This is a genomic window from Nostoc sp. C057 (assembly GCF_013393925.1).
Classification (GTDB): Bacteria; Cyanobacteriota; Cyanobacteriia; order Cyanobacteriales; family Nostocaceae; genus Nostoc; species Nostoc muscorum_A.
Window position 1 is genome coordinate 6,399,759 of the sequence record NZ_CP040281.1, and the last position, 25,325, is coordinate 6,425,083.

Annotated in this window: 15 protein-coding genes and 1 CRISPR repeat array; of the genes, 12 read left to right on the plus strand and 3 right to left on the minus strand. The window is 42.8% G+C overall.

The genetic code is table 11. The annotated features are described in order from the left end of the window. Positions 1-33: 33 nt before the first annotated feature. Both cas7d and cas5d read left to right on the plus strand, forming a co-directional pair. Entirely contained in the window at positions 34-1,050 is a 1,017-nt protein-coding gene (cas7d, locus tag FD724_RS27265; protein ID WP_179074766.1) for a type I-D CRISPR-associated protein Cas7/Csc2, read from the plus strand. Then, positions 1,050-1,757 carry a type I-D CRISPR-associated protein Cas5/Csc1 gene (gene cas5d / locus FD724_RS27270; protein ID WP_179074767.1) on the plus strand — a complete coding sequence of 236 codons (708 nt, stop codon included), beginning with the start codon at positions 1,050-1,052 and terminating at the stop codon, positions 1,755-1,757. The genes cas7d and cas5d overlap by 1 nt, the downstream gene beginning before the upstream one ends. Here cas5d and FD724_RS27275 read toward each other — a convergent pair whose 3' ends face one another. Continuing rightward, positions 1,758-2,168 carry a hypothetical protein gene (locus FD724_RS27275; protein WP_179074768.1) on the minus strand — a complete coding sequence of 137 codons (411 nt, stop codon included), beginning with the start codon at positions 2,166-2,168 and terminating at the stop codon, positions 1,758-1,760. 109 nt (positions 2,169-2,277) lie between these two features. Here FD724_RS27275 and FD724_RS27280 point away from each other — a divergent pair, with 109 nt between their 5' ends. The 6 genes from FD724_RS27280 (at position 2,278) to cas2 (ending at position 6,467) form a co-directional block, all read left to right on the plus strand. After that, entirely contained in the window at positions 2,278-2,898 is a 621-nt protein-coding gene (locus FD724_RS27280) for a 2OG-Fe(II) oxygenase (RefSeq protein WP_179074769.1), read from the plus strand. Further along, positions 2,888-3,745, plus strand: a complete 858-nt coding sequence (cas6, locus tag FD724_RS27285) for a CRISPR-associated endoribonuclease Cas6 (RefSeq protein ID WP_179074770.1) — start codon at positions 2,888-2,890, stop codon at positions 3,743-3,745. The genes FD724_RS27280 and cas6 overlap by 11 nt, the downstream gene beginning before the upstream one ends. 147 nt (positions 3,746-3,892) lie before the next feature. Further along, entirely contained in the window at positions 3,893-4,258 is a 366-nt protein-coding gene (locus tag FD724_RS27290; protein ID WP_069070565.1) for a four helix bundle protein, read from the plus strand. An 8-nt stretch (positions 4,259-4,266) separates the two neighbouring features. Further along, on the plus strand, positions 4,267-4,896 hold the full coding sequence (gene cas4, locus FD724_RS27295; RefSeq protein WP_179074771.1) for a CRISPR-associated protein Cas4: 630 nt from the start codon (positions 4,267-4,269) through the stop codon (positions 4,894-4,896). A 220-nt stretch (positions 4,897-5,116) separates the two neighbouring features. Then, a complete protein-coding gene (gene cas1d, locus FD724_RS27300) occupies positions 5,117-6,121 on the plus strand; it encodes a type I-D CRISPR-associated endonuclease Cas1d (RefSeq protein WP_179074772.1) in 1,005 nt (334 codons plus the stop codon). Between the two features lie 58 nt (positions 6,122-6,179). After that, positions 6,180-6,467, plus strand: a complete 288-nt coding sequence (cas2, locus tag FD724_RS27305; RefSeq protein ID WP_114082624.1) for a CRISPR-associated endonuclease Cas2 — start codon at positions 6,180-6,182, stop codon at positions 6,465-6,467. 268 nt (positions 6,468-6,735) lie between these two features. After that, positions 6,736-7,630: a CRISPR direct-repeat array (repeat unit 37 nt; unit sequence ATTGCAATTCATTAAAATCCCTATCAGGGATTGAAAC). 248 nt (positions 7,631-7,878) lie between these two features. Here the strand turns inward: cas2 and FD724_RS27310 are convergent. Continuing rightward, positions 7,879-14,499: a HAMP domain-containing protein gene (locus FD724_RS27310; RefSeq protein WP_179074773.1), complete on the minus strand. Its 6,621-nt coding sequence runs from the start codon at positions 14,497-14,499 to the stop codon at positions 7,879-7,881. 431 nt (positions 14,500-14,930) lie between these two features. Between FD724_RS27310 and FD724_RS27315 the strand changes: the two genes are divergently transcribed. Continuing rightward, positions 14,931-15,620, plus strand: a complete 690-nt coding sequence (locus FD724_RS27315; RefSeq protein WP_179074774.1) for a Uma2 family endonuclease — start codon at positions 14,931-14,933, stop codon at positions 15,618-15,620. A 426-nt stretch (positions 15,621-16,046) separates the two neighbouring features. Here the strand turns inward: FD724_RS27315 and bchH are convergent, their stop codons facing one another. Next, the gene (bchH, locus tag FD724_RS27320) at positions 16,047-19,826 is read right to left on the minus strand and encodes a magnesium chelatase subunit H (protein ID WP_179074775.1); all 3,780 of its coding nucleotides are present in this window, start codon (positions 19,824-19,826) and stop codon (positions 16,047-16,049) included. Positions 19,827-20,541: 715 nt separating this feature from the next. Between bchH and FD724_RS27325 the strand changes: the two genes are divergently transcribed. The 3 genes from FD724_RS27325 (at position 20,542) to FD724_RS27335 (ending at position 25,208) form a co-directional block, all read left to right on the plus strand. Continuing rightward, complete coding sequence (locus FD724_RS27325; protein ID WP_179074776.1) at positions 20,542-21,483, plus strand: N-acetylmuramoyl-L-alanine amidase; 942 nt, start codon at positions 20,542-20,544, stop codon at positions 21,481-21,483. A 269-nt stretch (positions 21,484-21,752) separates the two neighbouring features. Continuing rightward, the gene (locus tag FD724_RS27330) at positions 21,753-22,730 is read left to right on the plus strand and encodes an SDR family NAD(P)-dependent oxidoreductase (protein WP_179074777.1); all 978 of its coding nucleotides are present in this window, start codon (positions 21,753-21,755) and stop codon (positions 22,728-22,730) included. Between the two features lie 138 nt (positions 22,731-22,868). After that, complete coding sequence (locus FD724_RS27335; RefSeq protein WP_179074778.1) at positions 22,869-25,208, plus strand: cation:proton antiporter; 2,340 nt, start codon at positions 22,869-22,871, stop codon at positions 25,206-25,208. Positions 25,209-25,325: the final 117 nt, after the last annotated feature.

A 25,325-nucleotide genomic window follows, 5' to 3' on the forward strand; every position in this document is an offset into this window, starting at 1 on the left:
AACAAGTAGTAAACAATTTTTTGGAGATAAATCATGGCAATTTTAAAAACTGTTGAATCCAAATTCTTTCAAACTGAGATTCCTTACAAACCAATGGGGAAATATGTTCATTTCTTGACTATTCGCATTACTGAATCTTACCCTCTATTTCAAACAGATGCAGAACTGAATAAAGCACGGGTAAGAGCAGGAGTTAAAGACAAAACTACAATTAGCCGTTTGTCAATGTTCAAGCGTAAACAGTCTACTCCAGAGCGTTTAGTTGGTCGGGAATTGCTGCGTAACTATGGCTTAATGACTGCTGAAGAATGCGAATACAATGTAAATTTTGCAATGGATAATCCTGATTGCATCATTTACGGATTTGCTATTGGTGACTCTGGTTCTGAAAAATCGAAAGTTGTGGTAGACACGGCATTCTCAATTACAGCTTTTGATGAATCACACGAAACATTCACCCTCAATGCTCCTTATGAAAATGGTACGATGGCTTCCAAAGGTGAAAATGGTTCTAAACCTGGTGAAGTTACCAGTCGGATCAATCAACAAGACCACATTAGACCGCAAGTTTTCTTTCCTAGTATTGTCACCTTGAAAGACCCCACTGAAGCTAGCTTTCTTTACGTTTTTAATAACATTCTGAGAACTCGTCACTATGGAGCGCAAACTACCCGTACAGGTCGTGTCAGAAATGAGTTAATTGGTGTTGTATTTGCTGACGGAGAAATTACCAGTAATCTGCGTTGGACTCAGGCAATATATGACCAAATGAAGGCTAATAATACTTTGAATGCTCCCGATCCACTAGATGAAGATGATGTGATTACTGCTGCAAAAAATGCTATTGAGGCGTTAATGGCTGATGAGTTTATTGTTCACACAGATTTCATTGGGGATGCTTTTGTATCTCTAATTAATGAAGTCAAAACTTTGACAGGAAGTGAAAAAGGTATTCAGGCAATTTTACACAAAGCTGATGCAGAAGCTAAAGATTACGCCAAGAAGCATATTAGTAAGAAGAAAACGGCTGCTAAAGCGGGGAAGGAGTAATGGTATTTATTTATCGCTGTCAAATAGAACTACATGACAGTCTTTATTACGCAACTCGTGAAATCGGGCGATTATATGAAACAGAGCCAATAATTCATAATTACGCTCTCTGTTATGCACTGGGTTTAGTTGATAGCAAAATCTACTCTACTACTGTTGCTGAAGAACATTCTTATCGCTACTTTTGTCCTGAACAAGTGCCAAAATATGAGGAGCATTTAACGCCGCTCAATCAACAAGGAATTTACGTAACTCCGGCGCGATCGCTCAATCATTCTTCTATCCTCAATACCTGGAAGTATGCTAACAACAACTACCACGTTGAAATGGAGAAAACTCAGAAAAATATCCCCAGTTTTGGGAGAGCGAAAGAAATAGCCGCAGAAAGTAGATTTGAGTTTTTTGTTATTTCCCAAAAAGAACTCAAACTACCAAAGTGGATTCGGTTGGGTAAATGGATGAGCAAGGCTGAAGTGACGGTTGAAAAATTACCGAAACATAAAATTTCTGAAGGTATCTTCACTTGTACACATCCATTAAATCCTTTAGATGTGATGTTCACGAATCAAGTGATTAGCTATGATGTTGTGAATATGCCTCCAGTTAGCTTAATTCAGAATGTCCAAATGCGAGGTCAATACTATCAATTTAATGGCATTCAAAACTTAAAAATTCCAGTTCGGATAGAATATCGGTTTCGGAATTAATCACTTCCCAAAACCTTTACTACGGTTTTTGGTTTTTCGAGGCTCTATCGTCATTAACTCGGCTTTAAAACCTCTAGAATCTTGCAACATTAACTTACGTATTCGCTGACGTTGATAAGTCTGCACTTCAGCAGCTAGAGGATGAGTAGGATCAATCTTTAGGTGAGTAATAGAAGAAACATATTGTTCTTTACTTTCGGGATTATTTGGCTCTTTTAGTCCGCACATAATCCCGCCTTCATCTCCTGAATAACCAACGAAATCAATTTCAAATTCTCTGTCTGGATCGGCGTTTACTCCTTTTTGCTTTAATGTCTTCAAAAACTCCTTCCCGGCTCGTGCTTTAATGGGTAAGTTCTCTTTCAGTTTTTCAGTTAGTGCCTTTGCTGCATTGTAATCATCAATTCTCATTGGTCTTTCTCTCTATGTAGTTTTTCTAACTTAGAAGAATACTACTATCATCACTCGACAGTCTTTAAAATTTTAGATACCACATTCAGCGATCGCTCCTCTATCCCCAGTGAAACACTATCAACAACAAACCAACGCCTTCCCCAGCGAATACCTAAACAACTTGTGGGGAGAAATCCAAGCTTGTCCTTACTTTGCTATCAACAACCTCAACCGCGATTTTGTCGCCACTAAAGGATTTTCTGTAGTATTTCAACGTTCTGGATTAGCAAAAGTAGAACAGCAGTTTCCCTACTTCAAACCTTACCTAGATTTAGCTCTCCAGCCGAATTGTAATGCTTTTTACCTCAATCCTTTACAACTAAAAGAAGGCTCCCGCGTCGATCCGCATATTGATCGCTCCTTACGTTCCTACTCCAAAACCATTGAACCGCCTGCGGTTGTCAGTGTTCTCTATGTGCGAGTACCTGCGGATATGGAAGGGGGAGAACTGGTATTGCGATCGCACAAACGCCAACTTGGGCAAATTAAGCCCCAATTCAATACTTTAGTTTATTTTCAAGGTGATTTAACCCATTCGGTTAACGCAGTCAAAACCCCAGGAAATCGTCTAAGTCTCGTTTGTGAACAGTATAGTTTGAGTGATGCTGAACTCCAGGAAATCCCTGAGTTCACTGTAGAGTCAAGAAGCACTCAGTCTACAACAAAAAAAAGAAAGTATGCCTCATAGTTTAGTGTTGAATTTGCTACCTCAATCGCCCATCCCCCCACAATATCTCACAGGTAGACATCTCCACGCCTTATTTTTAACCCTCGTTAGTTCTGTAGATAGCACATTAGGCGATCGCTTGCACGATTCCACCGCAGATAAAGCTTTCACCCTCTCCCCTTTACAAATTAGTAATACAAACTCTCCCCTTTTAAAGGGTGGTAAAGGGGGATCTAAATTGCAATATTCACATCAACAACCTATTCCCGTCGGAACTCCTTGTTGGTGGCGTATCTCTTTATTAGATGACACTTTATTTGGCAAACTTACCCAACTCTGGCTAAATCTGAATCCCAATCGCCCTTGGCATCTTGGCCCGGCTGATTTGTATATTACCAGCATTCAAGGGACACCCCAATCTATTCAACCTTGGGCGAATGCCAGTTCTTATGCTCAACTATATGAAGAAGCTAGCGATCGCAATTCTTCCATCAACCTTAGCTTTTCCACGCCTACCGCCTTCCGTCAAGGACAGTATGACAGTACCCTTCCTACCAGAGAATCTGTCTTTAATTCCCTACTTTCGCGCTGGAATAAATACAGTGGTATAGAATTCTCTCAGATTGCGATCGAGTCAATATTTCCCTCATTTGTCAACATTCACACAGAAATATTAGCCGACTCTCGCAGCAAATTTATTGGCATTCTTGGCGAAGTTACTTATAAAATTTTAGGGGCAGTTGAACCAATACAAATTAAGCAGATTAATGCTTTAGCTGACTTTGCTTTGTATACTGGTGTCGGCAGAAAAACAACAATGGGTATGGGAATGGCACGTAGGTTACAGGGAGCAGGGGACAGGGGATAGGTTGTAAATAAATCGAAACAATGCCTTAGCCAAAAGATCCCGACACAGAACAGTAGATAGGCTATAAATGATGTACTAAATATAACTAGACGTAATCTGTAACCTATCACCTGTCCCCTGTCCCCTATCACCTCTTTCCTATCACCTATGAAAATAGAATCGCATCGAGATTTGATTGTTTGGCAAAAATCAATGGATATGGTAGTGCAGATATATCAATTAACTGCTAAATTTCCAGCAACAGAAACTTATCGATTGACTTCGCAAATCACTAGAGCAGCAGTATCAGTACCAGCAAATATAGCTGAGGGTCATGCACGAGGAACGAAAAAAGATTATGCAAACTTTTTAGCGATCGCTAAAGGCTCGTTAATGGAAACAGAAACTTTTTTAATGCTGACTGTAAGATTGAATTATATACCTCAATCACAAGCAAACTCCACTTTATTTTTGATTACAGAAATCAGTAAAATGCTTACTACTCTTCGTAATCGACTAATCAATACGCAATGAGTAAAAATATGAAAAATTTTCTGTCCCCTATAACCTCTCACCTATCCCCTTCATTAGAATATATTTCTATTGCGGCATTGAATCAATATGCCTATTGTCCGCATCGCTGTTGGCGGATGTTCTGTGCAGGAGAATTTACCGATAATCAATATACAATTGAAGGCACAACTTTACACGATCGCGTCCACACTACAAGCGATGTACAGCGAGGAGAAACTTGGCAAATTAGAGCAATTTGGTTGAAGTCTGAGCAATACAAACTTATTGGCAAATCCGATTTAATTGAAGCAGAATCAGGTCAAGTTTATCCAGTGGAATACAAACGAGGACGTAAAGGCGAATGGGATAACGATGAGTTGCAAGTTTGTGCCCAAGCCTTATGTTTAGAAGAGATGACAGGAAAACCAGTTAACACTGGATATGTCTATTATGCCCACTCCCATCAACGGCAATTAGTAGAGATTAATGCAGAGTTACGAGAAAGTGCGATCGCAACTATTCAATCTGTCACAAATCTCCTAGAAACAGGAGCAATGCCAAAACCAGTTTACAGCAAACGCTGTCAAGGATGTAGTCTTTATTCGCAATGTTTGCCCAAAGCAACCGATAAAGTCAAAAGTTATCAAGAAGTAAATTAAATCATCCTCTAGTAACTTCTAGTTGAGGACGTATTGACTTTCAACATTGTTCAAATAAGATCCCCCCGCCTGTGGCGACCCCCTTTTTAAGGAGGTAAAGGAGGAAGACAAAGTAGATAAGCCCCCCTTTTTAAGGGGGGTTGGGGGTATCTTTATGTAGTAAATAAGCTAACCAAATTGTATTGAGTTTGATAATTTTCAATTAATTAAGGATTAAATCATGGGAACACTTTACGTAACACAAGCCGATGCTTTTATCGGCAAAGTTGACGAACGCCTCACTGTCAAAGCTGAACAAAAAACTATCATGGATATTCCTTTAATTAAACTAGAAGGAATTGTAGTACTAGGACGGGCTACTATTTCTCCTGCCGTCGTCAGTGAACTTTTAGAACGTCATATCTGTTTAACATTTCTCACACAAAACGGACGATATTTAGGGCGCTTAGAACCAGAAGCTACTAAAAATATCTTTGTTCGTAAAGCCCAATGGCAAGCTGTGGGAGAATCAGAACCAGCAATACATTTAGTCAGAGGATTTGTGCGGGGTAAATTGAAAAATTACCGCCATAGCTTACTTCGCACTCAGCGAGAACATCCTGATACTGAACTGAATAATAACATCACTCGATTGGAAAATGCGATCGCACCAATCGAAAAAACTAACAGTATTGATTCCCTCAGAGGCTTAGAAGGTGCGGGTAGTGCAGCCTATTTCGGTTGTTTTCAACAGCTAATCAAAACCCCAGAATTTCGCTTTGAAGCCAGAAAACGCCGCCCACCAACCGATCCGGTTAATGCCCTACTGAGTTTTGGGTATTCATTGCTACGTCATGATGTGCAAAGCGCTTTAAATATTGTCGGTTTCGATCCTTATCTAGGATACTTACACGTCGAGCGTTATGGTAGACCTTCCCTAGCTTTGGACTTGATGGAAGAATTTCGTCCTTTAATAGTGGATGCTGTAGTGTTGTCGCTGATTAACAAGCGATCGCTAACTTTAACTGACTTTACCACCGAACCGCTCAGTGGTGCTGTGTCTTTAACCAAAGAAGGACTGCATACATTTCTTCGCGCCTACCAACAAAAGAAACTATCGAGTTTCAAACATCCAGTCATGGGAAACAAATGCACCTATCAAGAATCTTTTGAAATTCAGGCAAGGTTATTAAGTAAATACCTAATGAACGAAATCGATAAATATCCCCCTTTAATTCTCAAGTAATTATTCATTCTCCCCCATCTCCCTCATCTCCCTCATCTCCCCACTCCCCACTCCCTTCATGTATATTGTTGTCAGCTACGACATTCCAGAAGATAAGCGTCGGACAAAAATCCATTCGATTCTCAAGTCTTATGGACAATGGATGCAACTGAGTGTGTTTGAGTGCGATATCACTCCTACTCAGTATGCTAAACTGCGATCGCGTTTATCTAAATTGATTAAACCCGATACCGATAGCGTTCGTTTTTATTTTCTCTGTGGCTGCTGTCAGCGAAAAGTCGAACGTATTGGCGGAGAACAGCCACGAGACGAAACAATTTTCTTTGCTGAGTCCCCTTCTGGCTAGGTTTCTGTATTTCAAATGCGCGGAAGGGTAGGTGTACAAATTCCACAGGTCTAAAAAAGTGCTTCTATCCCAAGTACAGTAAGCCTTTCAACCCATTCTTTACCTAATCATCATCCGCGCAATCTCTGAAATGCTTATCAAAATACGATTTCAGCCTTTAAATTTTCTTGGCGCTCTTTCCAAACGAATTCTCTAATGCTATGATTGCCCTTGAATCGCGCAACCGTACCTTGAAAACTAAATACAGCTTGGCTTTCAGCGTCCCGCTATTGCAATTCATTAAAATCCCTATCAGGGATTGAAACAAGTTAGCTGGTGGCATATATCCAGGGCCATATAATTGCAATTCATTAAAATCCCTATCAGGGATTGAAACAAGGATTTTCGGATTGCAAATACTAGGATTTATTTATTGCAATTCATTAAAATCCCTATCAGGGATTGAAACAGTATCTAACAGGCTCAAGAACTTGGGAATCAAGCATTGCAATTCATTAAAATCCCTATCAGGGATTGAAACAACATCCCAAAATTGATTGGACATGATTTTATTAAATTGCAATTCATTAAAATCCCTATCAGGGATTGAAACGCATAAGTTTACCTAGCCTGCCTGATATCGCGTATTGCAATTCATTAAAATCCCTATCAGGGATTGAAACGCGCCATTGTTCGTGATTGCATAATCGGGATAACCAAATTGCAATTCATTAAAATCCCTATCAGGGATTGAAACGCTAGCTTCTTCTGGTGCTGTCGGCATCGGCGCACACATTGCAATTCATTAAAATCCCTATCAGGGATTGAAACCAGCTAACACGTAGTACCCAACAGGGATAGCCCTATTGCAATTCATTAAAATCCCTATCAGGGATTGAAACCACAGTTATTGCAGATGTAGAAAAACAAGCAACATTGCAATTCATTAAAATCCCTATCAGGGATTGAAACTCATAATCATTAAGATAATGAGCGACAATTTGGGATTGCAATTCATTAAAATCCCTATCAGGGATTGAAACTACGCCACTTGCAAGGAATACCTCAAGCTTGCATTGCAATTCATTAAAATCCCTATCAGGGATTGAAACAGAACTGAATTGGAGCAAACTTGCCAGGATATTGAATTGCAATTCATTAAAATCCCTATCAGGCAATACAGTTCAGTTAAGCATCTCTTTCTTCTCTCTGCGTTCTCTGCGCCTTGGCGGTTCGTTAAAAAAACGACTTTGGTAACAGAGTTTTAGCCTTAACTGAACCGTATTGCCCTATCAGGGATTGAAACTATTCCAATGCGAAAACCTATCAGAGGGATACGTAATTGCAATTAATCAAAATCCCTATTAGGGTTGAAATAGTTGCAACGGCTACCTGTCCACTGTCCCCTGTCCCCTGCCTCCTTTAATTTAGCTTAACGGTATAGCCAAACACGCAAGAGTGAAAGCAGTTGTTCAGTATCTACGGGTTTGGTGATGTAGTCTGATGCACCCGCTTCAATACATTTCTCGCGATCGCCTTGCATGGCTTTAGCTGTCAGTGCAATAATCGGCAAAGATTTAAATTGCTCGTTTTGGCGGATTAAGCTTGTTGTTTCGTAACCGTCCATTTCTGGCATCATTACATCCATCAAAACGACATCAATATCTGGTGTATTTTGTAACACGTTAATCCCCTCTCTGCCGTTTTCAGCGTATAACACTTGTATTTGATAACGCTCCAGCATACTTGTCAGCGCGAAAATATTACGCACATCGTCGTCTACAATTAGCGCTTTCTTGCCAGCGAGTAAGTAATCTATGGAATGCAATTGTTCAAGTATTTGTCGTTTGGGTGCAGGTAAATTTGCCTGGACTCGGTGTAAAAATAATGCTGTTTCATCAAGGAGACGTTCGGGCGATCGCACATCTTTAATGATAATTGTTTCGGCAATACGTCTAAGTTCGGTTTCTTGAGCTTTGCTAATGTCTCTACCTGTGTAGACAATGATGGGCAATGTTTTGCCGTGAGGTAGAAGCTTAATCTGGTCGATCAATTCAAACCCGGTCATGTCGGGTAGCCCTAAATCGAGGACGAGGCAATCAAAATGCTGGGTGCGGATGGCTTCTAGGGCTTCTGCACCTGTGGCAACAGCAGTAGTATAAACATCGTTGTTGCCAATTAACTCGACAATACTATGCCGTTGAGTGTCATCATCTTCGACTACCAGTAAATTTTTTACCTGGCGCTCAACAAAACCTTTAATTTTGACCAATGCCTCGGATATGATCTCGCTGCTTAAGGGCTTTTGCAGATATGCGATCGCACCTAGTTGCAAACTGCGTTGTTGCCCTTCTTCAACGGTCATAATGTGTACAGGAATGTGGCGGGTATTTGGGTCATGTTTGAGGCGATCCAATACCGTCCAACCATCCATTTCTGGCATTCGGATATCTAGCAAAACGGCTGAAGGATGGAATTGCTGCGCTAATGCTAAACCTGTACTGCCATTTTGGGCTGTTATCACCTTAAATCCATGCTGTTGCGCCATATCTATGAGGATACGGGCAAAATTCACGTCGTCCTCGACGATTAACAAGACGCGATCGCCCATGCCAATAGTAGCGCGATCGTCATTAATTAGTGGTATTAGCGGTAGCGGGGCGTTTAGCCCGTGCTGAGTGCTGAGTGGGGAGTGGGGAGTGGGGAGTAGGGAGTAGGGAGTAGGGAGTTGTGTTGATGCAGGTTCAGGATTCAATTGGGGGAAAAAGAATGTAAACGTGCTACCTTGACCGGGTTGACTTGTTAGTTTAATTTCGCCGCCAAAGAGACGGGCGATTTCGCGGCTAATTGATAAGCCTAATCCAGTACCGCCATATCTCCGACTGGTAGAGCCATCGGCTTGCTGAAATGCCTCGAAAATAACTTTTTGCTTATCGGGAGCGATGCCAATGCCTGTATCGCTAACTGAGAAGGCGATAACATTTTGAGCGCGATTTAAAGTTACTTGGTCGTTGCTCCATCCCTGTTTCGCCACCGCAATCTGCAACCGGACTTCCCCTTGCTCTGTAAATTTAAAAGCGTTGGAGAGGAGATTTTTTAACACTTGTTGTAAGCGTTTGACATCTGTATAGATGGTTGTGGGTAAGTCGGGAGTAAATTCAATTGTGAATGCAAGTCCTTTGCTCTGAGCGATTTGCCGGAAGGTGCGCTCAATTTGTTCGCCCAACTCTACCAAGGGCATTTGGGTCATGTCAATTGACATGGTTCCCGATTCAATTTTAGCGAGATCCAGAATGTCATTGATTAATGCCAACAAGTCTGTACCGGCTGAGTAAATTGTCTGGCTGTATTCAACTTGCTTGCTGGTGAGGTTGTGATCTATGTTATCTGCTAACAACTTCGCCAAAATTAACAAGCTATTTAGCGGTGTCCGCAGTTCGTGAGACATATTGGCAAGAAATTCTGATTTGTATTTTGAAGAAAGGGCGAGTTGTTCAGCCTTGTCTTCTAAAGACATTCTTGCTTGTTCGATTTCTCGATTTTTGCGCTCGACTTCTTTCTTCTGCATAGCTAACAACTCTGCCTTTTCTTCTAACTCAGCGTTGGTTTGTTGCAGTTCCTCTTGCTGTCCTTTGAGTAAATCTTCTGAAGTTTTGAGCGATTGGGCTTGTTGTTCTAAGCGCTTGTTGGTTTCTCGGAGTTCATTTTGCTGGGTTTGGAGTTCTTCAGCCAAAGATTGTGATTGCTTGAGTAATTCTTCAGTTCGCATGGAAGCTGCGATCGTGTTGAGGACGATCGCTATACTTTCGGTAAGTTGGTCGAAGAATGTCAGATGAATTTCGCTAAAGCGGCGGAAGGATGCTAATTCTATGACTGCTGTCACCTGTCCTTCAAAGAGTACAGGTAATACCACAGCATTAAGTGGAGACGCTTCTCCTAAACCAGAGGCAATTCTGACATAATCACTTGGTACATCTGTCAACAGAATTCGCTCTTTTTCTAAAGCGCATTGTCCCACTAAGCCTTCACCCAAGTGGAAGCGGTTAGCCAAATGTCTGCGTTCGCGGTAAGCGTAGCTACTAATTAGTTTCAAAAACGGTGTATTTTCCCCAGACTCCATCAGGAAGAATACGCCGTGTTGCGCTCCTACCAAGGGTGCTAGTTCTGAGAGAATCAATTTAGATACGGTTTCCAAGTCTCGCTGCCCTTGCAGCATTCGGGTAAATTTAGCTAGGTTAGTTTTCAACCAATCTTGCTCAGTATTTTTCTGCGTTGTCTCCCGCAGATTGGCAATCATCTGGTTGATGTTGTCTTTGAGTATCGCTACTTCCCCTAATGCTTCGACGGCAATTGAACGAGTTAAATCACCTTTCGTTACAGCTGTAGCAACTTCTGCGATCGCTCGCAACTGAGTTGTCAGTGTAGCAGCAAGTTCATTTACATTATCCGTCAAATCTTTCCAAGTTCCAGCCGCGCCAGGGACTCTCGCTTGTCCGCCTAACTTCCCTTCAATTCCTACTTCCCGCGCTACTGTAGTTACCTGATTGGCAAATGTCGCTAGAGTATCAATCATCTCGTTGATTGTCTCTGCCAAGGTTTCAATTTCTCCCTTAGCATCTAACATCAGTTTCCGTTTCAAGTCTCCGTTAGCAACTGCCGTTACAACTCTGGCAATACCGCGCACTTGTGCCGTCAAGTTCCCCGCCATCGAGTTTACGTTATCTGTTAAATCTTTCCAAGTACCCGCAACACCTTGGACTTGCGCTTGTCCGCCTAACTTCCCTTCAGTTCCCACCTCACGGGCTACTCGCGTCACTTCACTTGCAAAGGAACTGAGTTGATCCACCATTGTGTTGGTGGTGTTCTTCAAGTCTAAAATTTCGCCTTTGGCATCGACGGTAATTTTCTTAGATAAGTCGCCATTCGCTACCGCTTTCGTAACTTCCGCGATGTTGCGAACTTGTCCGGTGAGGTTCCCCGCCATCGAGTTAACGTTATCAGTTAAATCTTTCCAAGTCCCAGCAACTCCTCTGACGTAAGCCTGTACGCCCAATTTACCTTCCGTTCCCACCTCACGGGCAACCCTGGTAACTTCTGATGCAAAGGAATTTAGCTGATCCACCATTGTGTTGATGGTGTTTTTAAGTTCCTGAATTTCACCTTTCACATCGACGGTAATTTTCTTGGATAAGTCGCCGTTTGCGACGGCTGTCGTAACTTCAGCAATGTTCCGCACTTGTGCCGTCAAACTTCCCGCCATGAAGTTTACGCTGTCGGTTAAATCCTTCCAAGTGCCGGCTACACCTTTAACTTCTGCTTGTACGCCCAGCTTACCTTCAGTTCCCACCTCACGGGCAACCCGCGTCACTTCACTTGCAAAGGAATTGAGTTGATCCACCATCGTGTTGACGGTATTTTTCAACTCTAAAATTTCACCTTTAACATCAACGGAGATTTTCTTAGATAAGTCGCCATTAGCTACAGCTGTGGTAACGGCGGCAATATTTCGCACCTGTGCCGTTAAACTTCCCGCCATGAAGTTTACGCTGTCGGTTAAGTCTTTCCAAGTGCCAGCCACGCCGCGCACATCTGCTTGCACGCCTAGTTTACCCTCACTTCCCACCTCACGGGCAACTCGCGTCACTTCACTTGCAAAGGAGTTGAGTTGATCCACCATTATATTGATGGTATTCTTGAGTTCCAGAATTTCACCTTTGACGGCAACAGTGATTTTTTTGGATAAGTCACCATTTGCGATCGCAGTTGTCACTTCGGCAATGTTCCGCACCTGCGCCGTCAAGCTTCCCGCCATGAAGTTCACACTGTCGGTTAAATCTTTCCAAGTTCCAGCAACGTCTTTGACTTCCGCTTGTACGCCCAGCTTACCTTCAGTTCCCACCTCACGGGCGACTCGCGTCACTTCACTTGCAAAGGAACTGAGTTGATCCACCATTGTATTAATGGTATTTTTCAACTCCAGAATTTCACCTTTGACATCAACAGTGATTTTCTTGGATAAGTCGCCAGTTGCAACCGCCGTAGTTACTTCGGCAATATTCCGCACCTGTGCCGTTAAACTTCCCGCCATGAAATTCACGCTGTCGGTGAGATCCTTCCACGTACCCGCCACGCCGCGCACTTCTGCTTGCACGCCCAGTTTACCTTCGCTTCCCACCTCACGCGCAACTCTTGTTACTTCTGATGCAAAGGAATTTAGTTGATCCACCATTGTGTTAATGGTATTTTTCAACTCCAGAATTTCACCTTTGACATCGACGGTGATTTTCTTGGATAAGTCACCTGTTGCAACCGCCGTAGTCACTTCAGCAATATTCCGCACCTGTGCCGTTAAACTTCCCGCCATGAAGTTTACGCTGTCAGTTAAATCTTTCCAAGTGCCAGCCACGCCGCGCACATCGGCTTGCACACCCAGTTTACCTTCACTGCCCACCTCACGAGCAACCCTTGTTACTTCACTTGCAAAGGAACTGAGTTGATCTACCATTATATTGATGGTATTTTTGAGTTCAAAAATTTCACCTCTAACATCGACGGTGATTTTTTTAGATAGATCGCCATTTGCGATCGCAGTTGCAACTTCGGCAATATTTCGCACCTGTCCGGTAAGATTACCCGCCATTAAATTAACGTTATCGGTTAAATCTTTCCAAGTCCCCGCAACTCCCCTGACTTCTGCTTGTACGCCCAACTTCCCTTCAGTTCCTACCTCACGGGCAACTCTTGTAACTTCACTTGCAAAGGAATTAAGCTGATCCACCATTGTGTTAATAGTGTTTTTCAACTCCAGAATTTCACCTTTCACATCGACAGTGATTTTCTTGGATAAGTCGCCATTTGCCACAGCCGTAGTTACTTCCGCAATATTCCGCACCTGTGCCGTCAAGCTTCCCGCCATGAAATTCACACTATCGGTAAGGTCTTTCCACGTACCCGCTACCCCGCGAACTTCTGCTTGACCGCCTAATTTTCCTTCTGCACCCACCTCACGGGCAACCCTTGTTACTTCTGATGCAAAGGAATTAAGTTGATCCACCATGATGTTAACGGTGTTTTTCAACTCTAAAATTTCGCCTTTGACATCAACAGTAATTTTCTTAGATAAGTCACCGTTTGCTACCGCCGTTGTCACTTCCGCAATGTTACGGACTTGGGCTGTTAAATTTCCTGCCATCAAGTTAACGTTGTCAGTCAAATCCTTCCAAGTACCTGCAACTCCTTTAACTTCGGCTTGAACGCCTAACTTACCTTCAGTTCCCACCTCACGGGCAACTCGCGTTACTTCTGATGCAAAAGAATTAAGTTGATCCACCATTGTATTGACGGTGTTTTTCAACTCCAGAATTTCGCCTTTCACATCCACAGTGATTTTTTTGGATAAGTCACCATTTGCGATCGCAGTTGCAACTTCGGCAATGTTGCGAACTTGTCCGGTGAGATTACCCGCCATTAAGTTAACGTTATCAGTCAAATCTTTCCAAGTGCCAGCCACACCTTGCACTTCGGCTTGAACGCCCAACTTTCCTTCAGTTCCCACTTCACGGGCAACTCTTGTTACTTCACTCGCAAAGGAACCAAGCCGGTCTACCATCGTGTTGACGATATTAGCAGTTTGGAGAAACTCACCTTGAAGAGGTCTGCCGTCAATTTCTGTTGCGATCGTTTGGGATAAATCACCATTAGCAACCGACCGAATTACCCGCGTAGTTTCAGCTGTTGGTTGAACTAAATCTGTAATTAGAGTATTGACAGAAGTAACGCAATTTGACCAAGAACCACGAACATCTCCCAGAGAAGCACGTTCAGCAATTTTGCCTTCTTTGCCGACAACGTTACCAATTCGCTGTAGCTCCGCCGCCATCCGCTCATTTTGGTCAATAATATCATTGAGCGTGTCAGCTATTTTCCCCGCCACACCAGTATGATCTATGGGCATCCGAGCCGAGAAGTCACCTTGCTTAACAGCATTCAGCGTTCTTAGTAGCTGATTTAAATCGAGATTGTCGCTGTCTCTAGTTAACTGTTCGGTTGCCATAGCCGTATCCTTAATCTTAATTCTTGAGTAATTTTTTGTATTTTTTGCACCCCGTACCTAGTGAGATAACTTTTAGGTAATGCGGATCATAATACAGAGCAGGGAATAGAAAATGGATCAAACTAATTTTTATGGGTGCGAGTGTAAGCAGTTGATAAAGACTGCTAACTAAACGGTATTACCGTCGATGTATCTGGCATACCACTTTACCACTTAGCTAATGATAGCTAGTTGGACGCTGTTATGCAGCATCAATTGTGGGCGATGTCTAACTTGGGCGAGTAAGCGATCGCACAGTAGAATACACGGTGACAATTAACATCACGTTTTTTGATTTTTGGAATTTGAGGCAAGAAGCAAATCAAGAAATTCTAAGTGATAACTGAGGTTTGCTAAAGTCAGAAATATCCGGCAACTCCAAGGATTGGCAAATGGTTAGAGAGTACTCAGCCCAGAAACATCTGCCTCCGCTTGAAAGTGGCGATCGCCTAACTCGCCCTGAATTTGAACGGCGTTATGCGGCTGCACCCCATATCAAGAAAGCAGAACTGATTGAAGGAATCGTTTACGTGGCATCTCCATTAAGACACGAGCAACATGGCAAACCCCACAGTCGGATGATAACTTGGTTAGGAGTTTACCAATCACTGACTCCTGGCGTTGATTTGAGTGATGCCCCAACCGTCAGACTAGATTTAGACAATGAACCCCAGCCAGATGTAGTGCTGTTTATTGAACCAGACGCAGGCGGACAAACCCGTTTAAGCAGCGACGGTTACATTGAAGGATCTCCCGAATTGATTGTTGAAATTGCAGCGAGTAGTGCCGCTATTGATAGAGGCAGTAAAAAGCAGGTTTATCGCCGTAATGGGGTGTTGGAGTACGTAATCTGGCAATCTTACGAGAATAAAATTGAATGGTTTTGCCTAATTGATGGCGACTATCAATCGCTATCTCCCGGTGCAGATGGAATTATTCGCTCTCAGGTGTTTCCGGGTTTGTGGTTAGCGGTGGAGGCGCTGTTAAACAATCAGATGGTGCGAGTGTTGGAGGTAGTGCAAGCAGGGTTGAAGTCGCCGGAACATAATGCGTTTGTGCAGCAATTGAACAAACAGGAATAAGCTGTTCCACATTTAACTTGCATAAATAGGGCGCTCATGTTGCCCACCCCACAAGAAAAGATAAATTCATAAGTTCATTACAACAATTGCTGCAATGATTTAAGCCTTTCTTATATATGGAAGAGTATTTGTTGCAAAGTATTAAACAATTGCTGCAACGGCTTATACATTTGCAAGAAAGGCTTAAGCATTTCTTATACATGGATGAGTATTTGTTGCAAAGTATTAAGCATTTGCTACAACGGCTTATACATTTGCAAGAAAAACTTAAGCCTTTCTTATAAATGAAGTAACATTAGCTGCAAAGGTTTAAATTTTTACAACCTCAAGCGTAAGAGAGATCGTTTTCAATACGGTTCGGTTAAGCAAAGACGCGATAAATCGCCGTCTCTACAATAATTTTTATTAATGGAACGCATCTACTTTCTAAACTGTCACACCCTCCAACTCTTCATCTGTCAACTCATACAACTGACGTAGTTTATCTAACTTATCAGCATCAGCTTCCCAGAAACCCCGCCCATGCGCCTCTAACATTCTCCCTAAAATATTGCGAAAAGCTTCAGGATTTGCCTTCCGTAGCTTATCCGCCATCTCTGCGTCTAACGCATAAGTATCAGCCGCTTGGTCATAAACCCAATCATCGGTAAAATCGGCAGTACCACCCCAACCAATCAACGCCGTCATCCGTTGGGAAATTTCAAAAGCACCACCAGAACCTTGATTTGCCATCGCTTGCGCCCATTTAGGATTTACCAACTTAGTGCGATACTCCATTCGCAGCAAATCATCTAAATTGCGGGGTGTAGTATCCTTCGAGAAACTTTCCACAAAGCTGGTTGTAACCTTCTTACCGCTTTGTTTTTCTGCTGCCTTTTTCAAACCGCCCGTATTGGCGTAATATTCTTGAATATCAGTTAAACCATATTCTACCGAATCGATTTCTTGAACAATGCGATCGCTAGTTTTTAACAAAGTATTCAAAATTTCCGGTCTAGCTTGACCTTTATCCTCTCTCCCGTAGCTGAATACATTGCGGCTTTGCCAAGTATTTCCCAACTCCTCACCAGATTCCCAGTTACCATCAACCACCCTATCATTGACCAAAGAACCAAAATCACCCGCCGGATTAGAAAACAATCTCGCCGAGGCATTTTCCACCCCTTGGGCTTTTAAAGCCAAAGCGTGTTTCCTAACAAAATTCTCATCTTCTGCTTCATCAGCATCAGCCGCCCGTTGAAATAAATCATCCAACAATTCGATAATATTTACAAAACTATCCCGGAAAATCCCAGACAAATTACCCAACACATCAATCCGGGGATGTCCAACCTCCGCCAACGGCTTCAACTCATAACGAACAACTCTACCAGTTCCTTCCTTAACAGGTTCAGCCCCCACCAATTCCAAAAGAATCCCCAAAGATTCACCCTTAGTTTTAATCGCATCCAATCCCCAAAGCATCACCGCCACCGTTTCAGGATATTTCCCATATTCCTCCAAATGCTGGGCAATAATTTTTTGACCAATTTCCCGTCCCCGTTCATACGCAGCAGGTGAAGGCATCCGATAAGGATCTAAAGCATGAATATTCCTCCCCGTAGGCAAAACACCAGCCCCATCCCTTAACAAATCCCCCCCAGGCGCAGGCGGAATATACTCCCCATTCAACCCCCTCAACAAATTCGTCAACTCATCCGTAGATTGCATCAACAAATCCCTTATTAACCTTTCTTCTTCTTCTCTTTCTTCTTTGCGTCCTTTGCGCCTTTGCGGTTCGTTTATTCCTTCCTCCCCCCCAAAATAAGCCTCCAAATACGACTCCAACTCCTCCTCACTCGGCTTTTCCCCCAAAACATGCAACCCCGAAGAAAACAACCGATTTTCTAAAACCTGCAAATATTCATACAACTCCACCAAATAATCATCAAAAGCATGACCGCTAAACATCCGAACATTCTCCGGCGTAAACGCAATCCCCAACTTCTTCGCATCCGCAAACGGACAATCTGCATCCAACCCAGAGTCCACAATTTTTTTACAAATCCCTTCCTTCAAAACATAATTCTTCTGCGGATCTTCCCGATATTCCGCAATCAAATCCCGCAACGCCACCAATTCCTTATACAAACCTGCACGACCATAAGGCGGTACATTATGAGAAATCAACACACCATAACCGCGACGTTTCGCCAACATCGATTCAGACGGATTATTTGCCGCATATATATATAGATTAGGCAAATTTCCTAACAAAATATCCGACCAAGAATAACCCGTATTCCCCAACGGAGAACCAGGCAACCATTCCACCGTCCCATGCATTCCAAAGTGAACTAAAGCATCAGCTTCAAACTCATTTTGCAGCCATTTATAATAAGCAGCATATTGTGGATGTGGCGTTAAATCCCGTTCAAACATTAAGCGCATCGGGTCGCCTTGTATTCCCAAAGGTGGTTGTACACCTATCCACACATTGCCTAATTGCACACCACCAATCTGAAATTCGTCGCCATAAGTTTTAATACCAGTTCCCGTTAAAGATTTCCATTGTTTTTCAATGCGGGAAGTTTGCAGATATCCCAACCATTTTTCTAGAGTACGGAAATTTACAGTACTTGTGGGGTGGGCATCTTGCCCGCCATTATCTAGGGGCAGGCGAGACGACTGCCCTACAAGAGGATTAGCTTCATCAGCTTCTTTCACCCAGCGAATCAATTCTTCGCCATCATCAGGTAAATCCCCAACGGTGTAACCTTGTTCTTTCAGTGCATGGAGAAACTTCAGCAAACTACGCGGCACATTTAATAATGCAGCCGTCCCCGCAGCACCATAACCTGGAGGAAACCCATATAAAATAATGGCAATTTTGCGTTCCGAAGCAGGTTTTTGCCGCAAAGACACCCAGCTTTTCACCCTATCAATTAATCGCTGCACCCGTTCAGGAACCAAATAAATATTTTCGCCCACCAACCCACCGAGAGGAATGGTATCAATAGCCCCATCTAATTCTGGTAAAGCGTACAACACCACACTTTGCAATCCGCCAACACCTTGGCGCGTCCACGAGTGAATATCTTGAATTAATAGTGGTGCAGCAACAATATAAGGTACATTCTTGGCAGTCAGGATGCGCTTTGCTACTTCTATTTGGCGGCCTGCTTCCATTGAACCAGCCGGGCCACCCACGAGAGGAAAGCCAATTGTTGAGACAATCGCATCTACTTTAACTGCTTCACTAGATAGTGAGGGAGTCTCTATATTACCTAGTTTTCGTTGCTGAATTTCATAGTCGGTTGTCATCAAATCTCGTACCGCCACGTGTCCTTCTACGCCGTTGATGAAGATGGGTAAAGGAGTTAAGCCAGCTTCTTCAAAACTGCGAATTAGTTGGGGAATGTAGGGTAGTTTGGTGATGACGTGTTTGCGGTAGAGGAGAATACCGACAACGGGATTTTTACGTTTAGATCCCCCCAACCCCCTTTGAGAAGGGGGGCTAATATTCCTCCCTTTGTAAGGGGGGCTAGGGGGGATCTTCTCATACCATTCCAGATATGCTTTTGGCGATTCAAAAAATCCTGGATAATCGGGATGGAGTAATCCGATGTTGGGGGTTTCGATTAACGGGGGAATGTCGCCGACTTTTAAATTTAAGTATTTTTCTGCCAGTGTCCAGAATAATGAGGCGACGTTTTCTGGGCCGCCAGCATTCCAATAACCATAGATAATTAACCAGTTGCGTAAGTCTTGGACTTTTTGCACTGGGACGTATTTCAGTAGTTTGGGGCCAATTTTTAAGAAGCTGATGTAACCAGCGAGTTTGTCTTCTTCTCGTCCGTTGCTAAATTTGTCAAGAATGAATTTAACTGGTTTGGGCATTCCTTTGGGTTTGTCGCCAATGGCAAAGTCACCCAGCTTGGTTAAACTCATCAATTCCAAAGCTGACTCAAAGACTAGGCGAATGGGAATTTGGGAAACGCGATCGCGCAGCCACATAACCTGGTCATAATCAAATAGTAGACTACCGAAAAATATATCAGCGTTATCAAGTGCTGCTTCTACCTCGGCGCGTTGACTGGTAATATTGCGATCGCTAAATACCCGAATATCCAACTCAGGACAGCGAGAGTTAGCCAAAAAAGCTGCTTTCCTGTACAAGTCAGCGTTGAATGATTCAAACCCAGCAACCAAGACGATGCGTTTCATGCCTGTAAGCTACGAAATATTTCTTTACTTAAATCTTAAACGTGCTTTCAGGTTGATTGTCATATATCTACCCACAGATTCCGGTCAATAATTTCTTGAGGTAGCTAGAACTTCACCATCACCAACGCCTTTAGTACCTCTACACAGCGAACAAATTTCTTGTGCTAACAGGTTTGTGAATGTATGCAACTCGATAATATCTAATCTTCCACAGGTGTGTAGAAAATATCACGTATTCTTTAATACTGTAAAGTATTATGTGTTAAGCTGCTCAGGGTTAACAGCAGAGTCTGTAAATAGTTTACGACTTTATAAGCCCACGTTCATATCAGGAGGTGCGTCTGTTTAGGGATTTGGATATCTAACTAGGTATGTTTTTTATGGCTTTCTACTTTTATAAAGCGCTATTATCTGAATAGTGAAGGCAATTTCTGCATTGAAAATTATTGCAAAAATTAACTTGTTATTCTCGATTTTGATAAATTATAATGGTTGTGTTTTTGGTGACAATCTACCTTTTAATTAAGGTATTTTAGCATATAAATTTGCTGTTCAGGTTCGCAGGAAAACTTATTTTGTCTGCTAGCGTAGTAATGCTTAAAATAATGCGGACATTGCGAACAAGTACTTCAACAAATTTATTAACAAAACTTTGTCTATATAATTGGAAGAGTTTTGAACGAGTGTAAAAAGTAAGTAATTTGAGGATAAAATCATGAAATTTGGAATTGATAGTGGGCACAACTGTCCACCAGACACAGGAGCCAGTGGGATTAAATTTGAGGATAATTTAACTCTCGATGTCGGTAATAGAGTGATAGCGAAGTTAAGAGCTTTGGGCAATGAAGTCGTAGTATGTAGACCGAGTAGTGCCCGTACAGTAACTGAATCACTCTCAAAAAGATGTTCTACAGCCAATGGCAGTAAAGTAGATATTTACGTCTCGATTCATTTTAACTGTTTTAATGGACAGGCTAATGGCACAGAAGTATATGCAACTAGTGAGACAGGGAGAAAAATCGCTAAACCTGTATTAGATGAAATCGTCAAGTTGGGATTTTTTAATCGCGGTGTTAAGAGTGGTTCCCATTTGTATGTTCTGAAAAATACAGATATGCCTGCAATTCTTGTAGAAGGTTGCTTCATCGATTCGCAAAAAGATGTAAATCTTTTTAATCCTGAAGCAATGGCTAATGCGATCGTCAAAGGCTTAACTGGGAAAGTGCCAACTACTCCTGTTAACCCTGTACCAGATGAAGAAGAGAATGTAGATGCTACGATTCTCAGACTGCAAAAATCCTTAAATCGACTCAAAATAGTTGATAAAAATGGTAAGGCGTTAGTAGAAGATGGCTTCACTGGGGCTAACACCAAATCTGCCGTCGAAAAATTTCAGGCTATTATCGGAGTTCAGCCAACTGGAGTTGCCGACGAAGCTACATGGAATGCCATAAATCTAATTTTGGCAAAACGAATTATCAGACCAAACCATGCGGGTGGTGCAGTTGTTAGATATTTACAATACCGTTTAGGTGTTGAGAATGATGGTGTTTACGGGCCGCAAACAGAGGTTGTAGTCAAGAACTTTCAAAAGCAAAATGGTTTAGATGCCGATGGGATTGTTGGGCCTGCTAGCTGGCAGAAATTAATTGGTTAGTAGGTTGGCGCAATTAAAGGTAACTAGCTAGGGCTGTCATTTATCCTTCGTCATTTGTTATTTGGCATTAGTGGGGGTTTTAAGCCTATTTGCGTTTTGTAACATACTTGGTTTTTTCGTGCCAACTTACTTAGATTGAGTGGTAGACATTATTTGTAGTTGTAGATCCTCTAAATCCCCCTTTGCTTAGGGGGACTTTGAGAGGTTTTTGCCTTTTTTAAGGCTGGGTTTTCCGGCTTTAAATAAATTAACCACAGGGAAAAGCGATCGTGAAACACCTTGAGGGAAGAGTGGCATTGGTAACAGGTGCTACGCGGGGAATTGGTAGGGGAATTGCTATTGGTTTAGCTGAGGCTGGGGCAACTGTATACGTCACGGGACGCAGCCTCAACAACTCCTCCAGTGATGCGGTTTCAGGAAGTCTTGGTGAAACCCAATCAACTATAGAAGAAGCTGGTGGTGTGTGTATTCCCGTCCGAGTAGACCACAGCGATGATGAGCAGGTGCGTTTATTGTTTGAGCGCATCCAACATGAGCAGGATGGACAACTTGATCTATTGGTGAATAATGCTTACTCAGGAGTTGAGGCAATAAAAAACGCTTTTGGGCAGCCCTTTTGGGATTGTGAACTAAGTCTGTGGGATGCAAGCAACAACGTTGGTCTTCGTAGCCACTACGTTGCAAGTGTTTTTGCTGCGCGAATGATGACCAAGCGTAACTCTGGACTAATTTGCACCATTTCCTCGTGGGGCAGTATGTCTTATATCTTTAATACAGCTTATGGTGTTGGAAAAGCAGCTTGCGATCGCCTAGCGGCTGATATGGCTGTTGAGTTAAAACCCCATAATGTCGCTTCTGTTTCAATTTGGCCAGGTATTGTTGGTACTGAGCTTTTTTCCCGTTTTGCTGATGAGATGAATCAAACCAATGCTACTGAGCAAAAAAACTCATTAATTAGCGATCGCTACAACTGGGAAACTCCTTTATTAACTGGACGGGTAATTGCTGCACTTGCTTGTGAACCAAATTTAATGCGCCGTACAGGACGTGTGCAGATTGTTGCCGAACTAGCTGATAAATATGGAATTGTCGATGAAAATGGCGATCAGCCCGCATCGCTACGCTCTTTACGTTTTGTGCTACCGGCTGCATTGCCTATATTGAGAAACTACTCATGGCTCATACCCAATATTAAAATGCCGTGGTCACTCCTATTACTGAGTGCCCTTAGCTCACCTAAAATTTAATGGGCATTGGGCAGCAGTTAAAAAACTTCTTGCCCCAATTCCCAATTTCCCATACTCAATTCCCAAACAAGCTGTTTGAGATCGTAAAACTTTGTATCCTGAATTAATAGGTCTTAATAAATAGTTCTTTTAAAACTGGTGCAAGAAGATTTTAGGCTAATTGTTGATTTAGTTTTAGTTTTGGGCGTTGCAGCCTGTGGTGGATTGTTGGCGGCACTTTTACGACAACCCGTGCTGCTAGGCTATCTCATCGGCGGGATAGTCATTGGGCCAACTGGACTGGGATTAATTAAAGAAGTTATTCAAGTAGAGACTCTGGCACAGTTTGGTGTTGCCTTTTTGTTATTCGCCTTGGGTGTAGAATTTTCCTTTGCGGAACTCAAGAAGGTAAAAGCGATCGCTCTTGGTGGAGGTGGACTCCAGATTGCTTTGACAATTTTGGTAACAGTTGTGGTATCAGGGTTAAGCGGGGCCTGGGGAACCTTACCCGCTAAGGGGATGTTTTTGGGATGTATTCTATCCTTGTCTTCCACTGCGGTTGTCCTTAAATGCTTGATGGAACGCAATGAAACAGAAACGCCTCATGGACAAGTGATGTTGGGGATTTTGGTAGTCCAAGACTTGGCACTGGGACTGATGTTAGCAGTTCTACCAGCCCTAAACCAACCAGCAGAAACCATTGGCATCGCCGTGCTAACAGCGCTACTGTGGATTGCTTTATTTGCTGCTGGTGCAGTGGCTGCGGGGATGTGGCTGATACCGCCTTTGTTGCGACTGTTAGCCCGTACTGAAAGCCGAGAACTATTTTTATTAGGAGTTGTAGCTTTATGTTTGGGCATTGCCCTGTTGACAGAGCATTTGGGACTGTCCATTGAAATGGGGGCATTTGTCGCGGGTTTGATGATTTCTGAGGTGGAATACGCCGATCAAACCCTAACTTATGTCGAACCACTGCGAGATATCTTTGCCAGTTTATTTTTTGCAGCCATTGGGATGTTAATTGATCCAGTGTTTTTGTGGAACAACCTGGAATTAATTTTGGGGCTGGTAGCACTAGTTTTCATAGGTAAATTCTTGATTATCACGCCCCTAGTGAAACTATTCCGCTACCCTTTAAAAACAGCCATAATTGCTGGTTTGGGACTGGCGCAAATTGGGGAATTTTCCTTTGTTCTCGCCAGTGAAGGGCAGTCTTTAGGGCTAGTGTCCCGACAGATATACTTATTAATTTTGGGAACCACCGCAGTTACTCTCATGCTGACTCCCTTTGTCTTGCGGTTAGTCCCATTTTTATTTAACTTTGCCGAATCAATGCCTTGGTTGAAACCGTACTTAGAAGAACAAGAGGCGCTGGATGTATCAGAAGATTTACCATTCAAAGACCATGTAGTAGTCTGCGGTTATGGGCGAGTTGGCAAAAATTTAGTGAAGTTGTTGCTGCAACACAACCTGCCTGTGGTGGTAATCGACCAATCAGAAAGTAGAATTCAGCAGTTGCGTGAGGCTGGAGTGTCCTATGTCTATGGCAATTGCGTGAGTTTACACGTTTTAGAAACCGCCGGAGTGAATCATGCCAAAGGAATGGCGATCGCACTTCCAGACCCGATGAGTACTCGTCTTTGCTTGAAACGCGCCTTAGAATTGCGCCCAGAATTAGATTTAGTTGTCCGTGCTACCCAGGATAAAAATATTGAGGTGCTGTATCAATTGGGAGCTAGAGAAGTGGTACAGCCAGAGTTTGAAGCCAGCTTAGAAATGGCAACCTATTTATTAACTGGCTTAGGCTTGTTGTCACCAGCAGTCGTCCAACGGGAAATGCAGCAAATCCGCAACGATCATTATTTAGATTTGCGGCCAGAGCGTTCTGCAACTGAAGTTGCTCGTGATTTGCGCCAAGCCACCCGCGATTTAAATCAGCGCTGGTATCCTCTCCCAGCAGATTCGCCCTTAATTGGTATGAGTATAGAAGAGGCAGATATGCGCTACTTAACAGGAGCGAGTTTGATGGCAATTCGTCGCGCTAACGGCGATGAAATCGATTATCCCAATAATCAAACCAAATTGGAAGATGGCGATCGCTTGCTAGTAGTGGGAGCAGATGAAGAACTGGCAGCTTTGGCAGAATTCGCCAAGGGACAAGCTGCTGTTCCTGGAGAAAATAGTGCTTGCCAGTGGGTTACAGTTAATGCAGATACGCCAACACTAGGTAAAACCCTTGCAGATTTAGATATCAACAAGCAATTTGGAGTACAGGTACAGGCGATCCGGCGCGATGGTAAATTTATTCGCTATCCTGATGGCGGCATGGATTTGCGAATTAGCGACCAAGTATTATTATGTGGTAGCTTGACAGGTCTGAGTCAACTAGAACAATTATTTGCGATCGCAAATTCACTACCCCTGTCTCTTCCAGTATTGAAGGCTGCTCAGGCAGAAGCACTCAAAGAGTTTCTACCTGCGGATAATGTGACTGATTAACTATTCTGGCGTGAGTCCATCACTGAATTAGATATAAACCAATACTGTATAGGACTAGTTTACCCACTACAGGTAGCGATCGCTGTTTACCAATTTTTCCTCTAATAATTTTTTAGG

What these genes read in the sequence shown, in the direction of transcription:
- cas7d (WP_179074766.1), top strand. Translation starts at nt 34, where the DNA reads ATGGCAATTTTAAAAACTGTTGAATCCAAATTCTTTCAAACTGAGATT.
- cas5d (WP_179074767.1), top strand. Translation starts at nt 1,050, where the DNA reads ATGGTATTTATTTATCGCTGTCAAATAGAACTACATGACAGTCTTTAT.
- FD724_RS27275 (WP_179074768.1), bottom strand. Translation starts at nt 2,168, where the DNA reads ATGAGAATTGATGATTACAATGCAGCAAAGGCACTAACTGAAAAACTG.
- cas6 (WP_179074770.1), top strand. Translation starts at nt 2,888, where the DNA reads ATGCCTCATAGTTTAGTGTTGAATTTGCTACCTCAATCGCCCATCCCC.
- FD724_RS27290 (WP_069070565.1), top strand. Translation starts at nt 3,893, where the DNA reads ATGAAAATAGAATCGCATCGAGATTTGATTGTTTGGCAAAAATCAATG.
- cas4 (WP_179074771.1), top strand. Translation starts at nt 4,267, where the DNA reads ATGAAAAATTTTCTGTCCCCTATAACCTCTCACCTATCCCCTTCATTA.
- cas1d (WP_179074772.1), top strand. Translation starts at nt 5,117, where the DNA reads ATGGGAACACTTTACGTAACACAAGCCGATGCTTTTATCGGCAAAGTT.
- cas2 (WP_114082624.1), top strand. Translation starts at nt 6,180, where the DNA reads ATGTATATTGTTGTCAGCTACGACATTCCAGAAGATAAGCGTCGGACA.
- FD724_RS27310 (WP_179074773.1), bottom strand. Translation starts at nt 14,499, where the DNA reads ATGGCAACCGAACAGTTAACTAGAGACAGCGACAATCTCGATTTAAAT.
- FD724_RS27315 (WP_179074774.1), top strand. Translation starts at nt 14,931, where the DNA reads ATGGTTAGAGAGTACTCAGCCCAGAAACATCTGCCTCCGCTTGAAAGT.
- bchH (WP_179074775.1), bottom strand. Translation starts at nt 19,826, where the DNA reads ATGAAACGCATCGTCTTGGTTGCTGGGTTTGAATCATTCAACGCTGAC.
- FD724_RS27325 (WP_179074776.1), top strand. Translation starts at nt 20,542, where the DNA reads ATGAAATTTGGAATTGATAGTGGGCACAACTGTCCACCAGACACAGGA.